Origin of the sequence: Streptomyces sp. NPDC056948, assembly GCF_042674225.1 — a bacterium.
GTDB classification, from domain to species: domain Bacteria; phylum Actinomycetota; class Actinomycetes; order Streptomycetales; family Streptomycetaceae; genus Streptomyces; species Streptomyces purpurascens.
The window spans coordinates 1-8,916 of record NZ_JBHUQX010000392.1 but is presented as its reverse complement, the minus strand read 5'-3'; the positions used below and the strand labels follow the sequence as shown (position 1 = coordinate 8,916).

6 protein-coding genes are annotated in these 8,916 nt (G+C 69.9%); 5 read left to right on the top strand and 1 reads right to left on the bottom strand.

Annotated elements, in window-relative coordinates:
* Positions 1–700 precede the first annotated feature (700 nt).
* From ACFTZL_RS35580 to ACFTZL_RS35560, 5 genes are all read left to right on the top strand, one after another.
* Positions 701–1,990 carry an ABC transporter substrate-binding protein gene (locus ACFTZL_RS35580; RefSeq protein WP_382591691.1) on the top strand — a complete coding sequence of 430 codons (1,290 nt, stop codon included), beginning with the start codon at positions 701–703 and terminating at the stop codon, positions 1,988–1,990.
* Positions 1,990–2,991, top strand: a complete 1,002-nt coding sequence (locus ACFTZL_RS35575) for a carbohydrate ABC transporter permease (RefSeq protein ID WP_382591688.1) — start codon at positions 1,990–1,992, stop codon at positions 2,989–2,991. Before ACFTZL_RS35580 ends, ACFTZL_RS35575 begins: the two co-directional genes overlap by 1 nt.
* Complete coding sequence (locus ACFTZL_RS35570; protein ID WP_382591685.1) at positions 2,988–3,869, top strand: carbohydrate ABC transporter permease; 882 nt, start codon at positions 2,988–2,990, stop codon at positions 3,867–3,869. Before ACFTZL_RS35575 ends, ACFTZL_RS35570 begins: the two co-directional genes overlap by 4 nt.
* Before the next feature lie 7 nt (positions 3,870–3,876).
* Positions 3,877–4,467 (top strand): hypothetical protein, encoded by a 591-nt coding sequence (locus ACFTZL_RS35565; protein WP_382591682.1) that lies wholly within the window; start codon positions 3,877–3,879, stop codon positions 4,465–4,467.
* 129 nt (positions 4,468–4,596) lie between these two features.
* The gene (locus tag ACFTZL_RS35560; protein WP_382591679.1) at positions 4,597–7,338 is read left to right on the top strand and encodes a Tat pathway signal sequence domain protein; all 2,742 of its coding nucleotides are present in this window, start codon (positions 4,597–4,599) and stop codon (positions 7,336–7,338) included.
* Between the two features lie 7 nt (positions 7,339–7,345).
* On the opposite strand, the gene ACFTZL_RS35555 is transcribed toward ACFTZL_RS35560, so the two are convergent.
* A partial coding sequence (locus ACFTZL_RS35555; protein WP_382591676.1) for an SCO7613 C-terminal domain-containing membrane protein occupies positions 7,346–8,916 on the bottom strand: 1,571 nt, incomplete at its 5' end.

Below are 8,916 nucleotides of genomic sequence, written 5' to 3'. Positions count from 1 at the left end.
GGTGGTGGTGGGTCGGGGCCGTGTCGGGGGGTGTCCGTCCTCGGAACGGCGCGATGGGGTTGGACGCCGACTGGCTGTTCGTTGACGCGCCAACCGCTGCGGGCGGACACCCCCCGACGCGGCCCCTTCTCGCCGCACGCGGGTGCGGGCGCGTCCCGGCTCAGCGCCGTGCGGCCCACCTGCGCTTGCGCGCCCCGCTCAGCGGCCGCAGGCGCTGGCTGCGGGCCGCCAGCCCCGCCTAGCTGCGGGCTGGCGATCCGGTTTGGCTGCGGGCAATCGTGCCGCTGAGGGCGGCACGGGCGGGCGCGGCGGCACCCCGTTCCGCCGGGCTGCGGACCCACCCGGCCTCAGCCGTCACGGCGAGTGCCTCGCACCCGGCTGCGCCTCGGTCTGTCGGCCATTCCGTGGCCGGATCCAGTCCCCGCCCGCCCCTCCACCTCACCGTCGTCTTTCGGTCGTGCCCGAAACTCCGACGGCCGGTGCGCCCGTGTTCGCTCCCTCGGTCATGCGCACCTCACCAGCGACGTCGCCCCAGCCGCTCCCCGGCCCCAACACCCCGCCCCGTCCGGCACCCACCTCCCTCGGTAAGAAATTCTTGTCCGAATCATTGACGCACTCTCAGCCCCTCCGTACCTTGTGCCAGCAAGCGCTTACTTGAAACGATTCATGCGAGCGGGACGACGTGCGGGGAGGTCCAACCGTGGTGAACGGCAGGAATGTTGAGAGACGTACGATCCTGAAGGCGGCCGGGGCCACGGCGGCCACGCTGGGGCTGGCCGCGACGACCGGCTGCGGCGGTGACGGAGGGACCTCCGCCGACGGGACGGTGACGATTCGTTATGCGTGGTGGGGAGCGGAGGACCGCGCCCAGAGAATCAACAAGACCATCGCGCTCTTCGAGAAGAAGTACCCGAAGATCAAGGTGAAAACGGACTTCCAGCCCTATCTCGACTTCTGGAAGAAGTTCAACACTCAGGCCTCCGGCGGAAATCCGCCGGACGTCTTCCAGAATGCCATCGGCTTCCTCCGTAAATACGACGCGAAGAACGTGCTGCTCGATCTCAGCGAGCAGGCCGAGGCCGGCAACCTGCGGATGGACGGATTCCGGGCCGGGCTGGAGAAGTTCGGCGAGATCGACGGCAAGCTCCTCGGCGTTCCGGTCGGTTCCAACTCGATGTCCCTCGTCATCGACAAGCCCGTCTACACCCGGGCCGGCGTCAAGCCCGAGCAGGGTTGGACCTGGGACGACTTCGACGCGGCGATGAAGAAGATCCGCGACAAGACGGGCCGCGCCGGGGACAGCGGGATGTACGGCGTCATGTACCTCTACGACCTGTACCTGCGCCAGAACGGCAAGGCGTTCTTCACCACGGACGGACTCGGCTTCACCGAGGCGGACCTGACGGACTGGTGGACGAAGGCCAAGAAGGGTGTGGAGGAGGGCATCTACGCCGATGCCAAGAAGGTCGTCCAGAACAAGCCCAAGTCGGCGGTCGCCGCCGAGCTCGCCGGAGGCGAGTTCACCTGGGACAACTTCACCGTCCGCTACACCTCCGAGGGCAAGAGCGAGTACGGCCTGGCCCCCATCCCGACGACGGACGGCAAGAAGACCGGCCAGTACCTCGGCTCGCTCATGCTGAGCGCCTCCAAGCGCACCCAGCACCCCAAGGAGGTCGCCCAGTTCATCGACTTCATGGTGCACGACCCCGAGGTCGCCAAGATCATGGGCTACGACCGCGGTGTGCCCGCGACGCAGGCCCAGTACGACGCGTACCAGCCGACCGACGAGGTCAACAAGACGATCGCCGCCTACGAGGAGTCCCTCGTCAAGGCCGGGGTTCTGGAGCCCATCACACCGCACCCGAACGGCGCGGACATCTGTGAGTCCGCGTTCCTGCGCATCGCCGAGGAGCTCGCCCTGGGCAAGAGGTCGGTGGACGAGGCCGTCAAGCAGTTCTTCACCGAGTCGAAGACGGCTCTCGGCACCTGATGGGAACCACCGTGACACACGCCCCTGCGATGGAGGGCCTGTCCCAGGACTCCGAGCCGCGGCACGGTCCGGTGAAGCCCGCGCGCCCCGCCGCCCTCAAGCGGCGGCGGCGCCGGGAGAACCTGGCCGGCTATCTCTTCATGTCCCCGTGGATCGCCGGGTTCCTGCTGCTCACCGCGGGTCCGATGGTCGCCTCGCTCTACTTCGCCTTCACCGATTACAACCTCTTCGACGCGCCCAAGTGGATCGGCCTCGACAACTTCTCCGAGATGTTCGGCGATCCGCGCTGGCGCCACTCGGTGCAGGTCACGCTCTGGTATGTCGTCGTCGGTACGCCGCTGAAGCTGCTCGCGGCTCTCGGGGTGGCGCTGCTCCTCGCCCAGAGCCGGCGCGGACAGGCCTTCTACCGGGCCGCCTTCTACGCGCCGTCGCTGATCGGGGCGAGCGTCTCCGTCGCGATCGTCTGGAAGGCCATCTTCTCGGACGACGCGATCGTCGACCGGACGCAGAAGCTCTTCGGCGTGGACGTCGGCGGCTGGACCGGCGACCCCGACATGATCATCTACAGCCTGGTGGCGCTCACCGTCTGGCAGTTCGGTGCCCCCATGGTCATCTTCCTGGCCGGCCTCAAGCAGGTCCCGCGCGAGCTGTACGAGGCCGCCGAGGTCGACGGGGCGGGCAAGCTGCGCCGGTTCTGGAACATCACGCTGCCGATGATCTCCCCGGTGCTCTTCTTCAACGTCCTGCTGGAGACGATCCACTCGTTCCAGATCTTCAGCTCGGCGTACATCGTCGGCGGCGGCGCCGGAGGCAACGCCTGTGGTCCGGCCGACGGCTCGATGGTCTACACCTGCTACCTCTACGTCCAGGGCTTCGAGAACAGCCGGATGGGCCTGGCCTCCGCCATGGCCTGGATGCTGCTCGTCGCGGTCGCCCTGGTGACGGCGGTGCTGTTCTGGTCCCAGAAGCGCTGGGTGCACTACGAGGAGGGCGCCTCATGAGCGCACCGTCCACCGATCTCACCCCGCGAGCGGGGGGCCTGCGGCACAAGCTGCCCGGTTCCGTCGCCTGGCACATCGGGTCCCTGCTGATCCTCGCGGTGATCCTCTACCCGGTGATCTGGGTCATCGGCGGTTCGTTCAAGAAGAGCGAGGACGTCGTCGGCAGCCTGGATCTCTTCCCGGGCGATCCGATCACCTCGAACTACACGCGGCTCAGCGAGGGCATCGCGGACATCTCCATCTCCACGTTCTTCCTCAACTCGCTCACGCTCGCGGTGGGTTCCGTGATCGGGATCCTGCTGTCCTGCTCGCTGACGGCGTACGCCTTCGCGAAAATCAGGTTCGCGGGCCGCAATCTGCTCTTCACGCTGATGATCGGCACGCTCCTGTTGCCGTACCACGTGCTGCTCATCCCGCAGTACGTGCTGTTCCGCAACATGGAGATGATCAATACCTACACACCGCTGCTGCTGGGGAAGTACCTGGCCACGGAGGCGTTCTTCGTCTTCCTGATGATGCAGTTCATGCGCAACCTGCCCAAGGAACTGGACGAGGCCGCCCGGCTCGACGGCTGCGGGCACCTGCGCATCTACTGGTCGATCGTGCTGCCGCTGTGCCGTCCGGCCCTGATCACCAGCGCGATCTTCACGTTCATCAACGCCTGGAACGACTTCATGGGACCGCTGATCTACCTCAACGAGCCCGACAAGTACACGGTCTCCCTGGGACTGAAGATGTTCGTGGACCAGGAGGGTGTGGCCGACTACGGCGGCATGATCGCCATGTCGCTCGTGGCGCTGCTGCCGGTCCTCGCCTTCTTCCTCGCCTTCCAGCGCTATCTGATCGACGGCATGGCCACGTCGGGGCTGAAGGGCTGAGGTGAGCATGGCCGGGACCCGAGTGAAGGCGCGGAGCGAGTCGGTGCTCGCCGAGCGGTTCGCGGTGTTCGCCGAGTGTCTGCTGACCGGGGTGTGGATCGCGGTGGCCTCGCTCGGGGTCGTGACGTATCCGGCCGCGTTCGCCGCGGGTGCGCGGCATCTGCGGCGCCGTACGGCGCACGAGGGCGGTGGGTGGCGGGAGTTCGTCGCCGACTTCCGTAGGGCCCTGCGCGGCGGGTGGCTCGCCGGGCTCGCCGGGTGGGCGGCGGTGGCCGCGGTCTGGGTGGACGTCCAGGCGGCCCGGGCGGGGATTCCCGGCGGGCCGCTCGTCGGAGCCGTCGGGGTCGTCGCCCTGATCGCCTTCGTCGTGGCGGGGCTGCGTGCGGCGGCGGTCTGGGAGCCGGACGCCCGGTGGCGGACGCTGCTCGCGCAGGCCTGGCGGCGGACGGTTCTCGACCCCGCCGGATCCTTCCTGATCATCACCGGGCCGGCCGTGGTCGCCCTGTCCGCCTGGTTCGTCGCGCCGCTGGCGGTCCCCGTCCTCGGGGCCGTCGCGGCCGCGGCCGTCGCCGTGGAGGAGCGGTACCGGCACCGCTGACCGGCGGTGCCCTCACCCCAGGTCGGCGCCCCGGGCGCCGCACCTCTCACTGTCATGCCCCTGACCAGAGCAGCGCACGGAATTGCTTCCCGCACGGACTAGGAACGGACAAGGAAAGGCAGCATCTCTATGTCTCCCATCCCTCGCAGGTCCCTCCTCAAGGCGGCCGCCGTCGCCGGAGCCGCCGCCCAGTTCAGCTGGGCACTGGGGGCGCAGGACGCGCAGGCCGCTCCCAGAGCCGAGCCCGCCGACGCCGACCCGGTGACCCTCGACTGGCTGGAGGACGGCGGACTGGGCGCGGCCCCCGGCTCCACCGTCGGCGTCCCCTGGCCGAAGGGCGCCTACGAGAAGGAGCAGACCTTCGCGCTCACGGACGCGGACGGCAAGGCCGTTCCCGTGCAGTCCTGGCCGATCGCCTACTGGCCCGACGGCTCCCTCAAGTGGACCGCGCACGCGGTCGGTTCGGGCGACGGCAAGCTCACCCTCGCCGCCGGCACCCCCACCGCCCCCGAGAAGAAGGTCACCGTCGACAAGAGCGGCGGCACCATCGACATCTCGACCGGCGTCATCACCGCGAAGATCGGCAAGTCCGGTTCCACCATCGTCAAGTCGGTCACCCGGGGCTCGACGGAGATCGCGAAGAACGGCCGGCTCGTGCTGATCCGCCAGCCCGAGATCGAGGACGAGGACCAGGGCGCGGTCAAGACCGAGCGTTTCGACGGCGCCGTCTCCAAGGTCGAGGTCGAGCAGGAAGGCCCGGTCCGCGCCGTCGTCCGGATCGACGGCAAGCACCGCAAGGGCGGCCGGAGCTGGCTGCCGTTCTCGATCCGGCTCTACTTCTACGCGGGCGCCGACTCCTTCCGCATGGTCCACACCCTCACCTTCGACGGCACGCAGGAGCCCGCGAAGGCGAGCGGCGACTTCATCCGCGGACTCGGCGTGCGCTTCCAGGTGCCGATGCGGGACAAGGCGTACGACCGTCACGTCCGCATCGGCGGCGACGGCACCGGCCTGCTCCGCGAGGCCGTCAAGGGCATCACCGGACTGCGCCGCGACCCCGGGGCGGCCGTACGCACCGCCCAGTTCGAGGGCAAGAAGCTGCCCGACCCGGCCACCTGGGACCAGCGGGTCACCACCCGCCTCCAGTACATCCCCGAGTGGGGCGACTACAGCCTCTCCCAGCTCTCCGCCGACGGCTTCACGGTCCGCAAGCGCACCAAGAAGGGCCACGGCTGGATCGGCGCGGGCGGCGGCCGCCGGGCGAGCGGCTTCGGGTACGTCGGCGGCGCGAGCGGCGGGTTCTCCTTCGGCCTGCGGGACTTCTGGGAGAAGTTCCCCGCCCAGCTCGACATCCGCGACGCCCAGACCGACACGGCCGAGGTCACCCTCTGGCTCTGGTCGCCCGAAGCGCAGCCCATGGACCTGCGCTTCTACCACGACGGCATGGGCCAGGACACCTACCCCGAGCAGCTCGAGGGCCTCAACATCACCTACGAGGACTACGAGCCCGAGTTCGGCACCCCCTACGGCATCGCCCGCACCAGCGAACTCCTCTTCTGGGCCCACGACTCCACCCCGAGCGCCGAGGCGATGGCCCGGCAGGTCGAGGCCGTACGCACTCCGCCGCAGCTCGCCGCCCAACCTCAGCAGCTCATCAAGGCGGGCGTCTTCGGCAAGCTGTTCTCCGCGCCGGACCGCTCCACCAGCGCCAAGGCGAAGATCGAGGACCACCTCGACTTCCTCTTCACCTACTACAAGGACCAGGTCGAGCAGCGCCGCTGGTACGGCTTCTGGGACTACGGCGACATCATGCACAGCTACGACCCCAGCCGCCACCAGTGGTGCTACGACGTCGGCGGCTACGCCTGGGACAACTCCGAGCTCTCGCCCGACCTGTGGCTCTGGTTCGCGTACATGCGCTCCGGGCGCGCCGACATCTTCCGGTTCGCCGAGGCCATGACCCGGCACACCGGCGAGGTCGACGTCTACCACCTCGGCAAGTGGGCGGGCCTCGGCACCCGGCACGGTGTCCAGCACTATGCCGACAGCGCCAAGCAGCAGCGCATCGCCAACACCACCTATCGCCGCTACTACTACTTCCTCACGGCGGACGAACGCGTCGGCGACCTCATGCACGCCAACGTCGACTCCGACGAGACGTTCCTCGTCCTCGACCCCATCCGCAAGATCCGCACCGAGCCGTACACCCCCGACCGCAACGCCCTGTCCATCGGCTTCGGCACCGACTGGAGCGGCCTGGTCTCGGCCTGGCTCACCGAGTGGGAGCGGCGCGGACCCAAGTGGGAGAAGGCCAGGGCCAGGGTCCTGTCCACGATGGAGACCATCGCCGCCCAGCCCAACGGCTTCGTCCAGGGCAACGCGTTGTACGACCTGGACACCGGGAAGTTCGCCATCGCGGCGGAGCCCAAGGTGGGAGTCTCACACCTGTCGGCCATGTTCGGCCTGGTCGAACTGTGCGCCGAGCTGATCGACCAGGTCGACATGCCGAAGTTCAAGGAGGCGTGGCTCGACTACTGCCGCTACTTCAACGCCACCAAGGCCGAGCAGAAGGCCCGCTACGGCTCCGACTTCGGTTCCCTGCTGCTCTTCCAGGGCCACTCCCGGCAGGACGCCTACGCCGCCGTCCAGGCGGGCGACGACAAGCTGGCCGCCCGGGCCTGGCGGCAGTTCTACAACAGCGCCGACACCTGGGACTACAAGGAGTCCACCGACTGGTCCACGAAGAAGATCGAGGGCCCGACCGGTCTGGTCCCCGGCAGCGAGGCGGCCTGGGTGTCCACCAACGCCACGGCGCTGTACGGCCTGGCGGCGATCCAGAACCTGGCGCTGGTGGGCGACAAGATGCCGTAGCCGGGGGCTAGTTCATCCTGCCCAGAACCTCCCGCACCCGTCGGACGTCCCTGATCCGCTGCTCGTACGTCGCCCCGAGTGCGAGCAGCAGGAGTCCGGCGAGGGCGGGAGGCGCCCAGCGGGGGAGTGCGCCCGTCACCTGCACGACGTACGGGGCGAGTTCGTGCAGTGTGACCAGGGCCAGCACCGAGCCGCCGAACACCAGCGGCGCCTGGAGGTGGTGCCGGGCTCCCAGCAGAGTGATGAGCAGCGCCGCCGTGCCCAGCAGCAGCGGTCGTGTCCAGTGCGGGTCGGCCCAGGCCGCGACGAGGCTCGGCAGAAGGGTGGCGGCGAGTCCGGGACCGTACGCCGTCCAGGAGGACGCCCGTGGATCGCGGCGCCGGCGCAGGGCGCCGACGAGCAGCGCGGGCACGGTCACCGGGAGCGTGTAGGCCTCGGGTGTGCCGACGTCCCAGGCGGCCAGGCGTACCCAGGCGGCCAGCACGAACAGGGCCGTGGCCGCGTAGCCGACGGGACGACGGTCCGGACGCAGCGCCGTGCCCGCGGCGATCACTCCGCACAGGGCCAGCACCAGGGCGAGCAGCGGCGGATCGGTGACGGCGAGGCCCACGGCGAGCAGGCCGGTGACGGCTCCCACGATCTCGACCGGCACGGTCGCCCGGTGCTCACCGAGACGCGCCGCGAGCAGCGCGGCGGCCACGGGGACGGCCAGGACCAGCAGGGCGGTTCCGGCCGGCGGCCAGTCCGCGGCGGCACCGGTGGCCGAGGCCAGCGCGGCGGCGTACCCGAGGGTGGCCGGAGCCGTGACGGGGGCGATGCTCGCCTGCCATGAGGCCGCGGCGAACAGGGCCACCAGCACGGACAGCACCACGAGGGTCGCGGTCTGGGAGGCGAGAGCGGTCAGGACGAGGCTGACGGAGGTGACCAGGGCGAGGACGAGAGCGGTGAGTCGCGCGGCCGGCACCGTGGCCCGGCGCACGTACAGCGCGGCCGCCGTCATGACCCCGAGGACCGACATCCCCGCGACGTACGGAATCCCGATGACCGCCGGAAGCACCAGCGCCGTCGCCCAGAGCAGGCCCAACGCGCCGAGCCGGGCCCGCGCACGCCACGGCTCCGTACGGATCGCCAGGGCGAGAACGGCCGCGACGGCGACCAGCGCGACGGGAGCCGCCGCCGAGTCCCCAGGCCAAGGTGCGTCCACGGTCACCGCGGTGCGGGCGTCCGAAGGAGCGCCGCTCCACACGCGGCCCACCCAGCCGGCCGGTCCCAGCAGCACCACGGTGACGACGGGCAGTGTCCACAGCAGCGCCAGTGCCTGTACGACGCCGGAGGCCCAGGCGAACCCCTGCCGCATCGCGTCGGGCAGCCGCCCGGCCCGCACCGCCGCCAACAGGGCGATCCCGCACACCAGATGAGCCGGAACCGCCCACTCCGACGGCAGTCCGGAGCGAGCGACCCCACCGAACGCACCCACGGTGAGCAGCCCCGAGGCGATCGCGAGACCAAGAGGGTGCCGCGTGCCCGGGCCCCGCCAGGCCGCGCCCAGCGCGATCGCCGCCGCGAGCAGGAGAAGCC

Bases quoted from the DNA above. Each gene is read 5' to 3' on its own strand.
- ACFTZL_RS35565 (WP_382591682.1), top strand. From the start codon at position 3,877: ATGGCCGGGACCCGAGTGAAGGCGCGGAGCGAGTCGGTGCTCGCCGAG.
- ACFTZL_RS35570 (WP_382591685.1), top strand. From the start codon at position 2,988: ATGAGCGCACCGTCCACCGATCTCACCCCGCGAGCGGGGGGCCTGCGG.
- ACFTZL_RS35560 (WP_382591679.1), top strand. From the start codon at position 4,597: ATGTCTCCCATCCCTCGCAGGTCCCTCCTCAAGGCGGCCGCCGTCGCC.
- ACFTZL_RS35575 (WP_382591688.1), top strand. From the start codon at position 1,990: ATGGGAACCACCGTGACACACGCCCCTGCGATGGAGGGCCTGTCCCAG.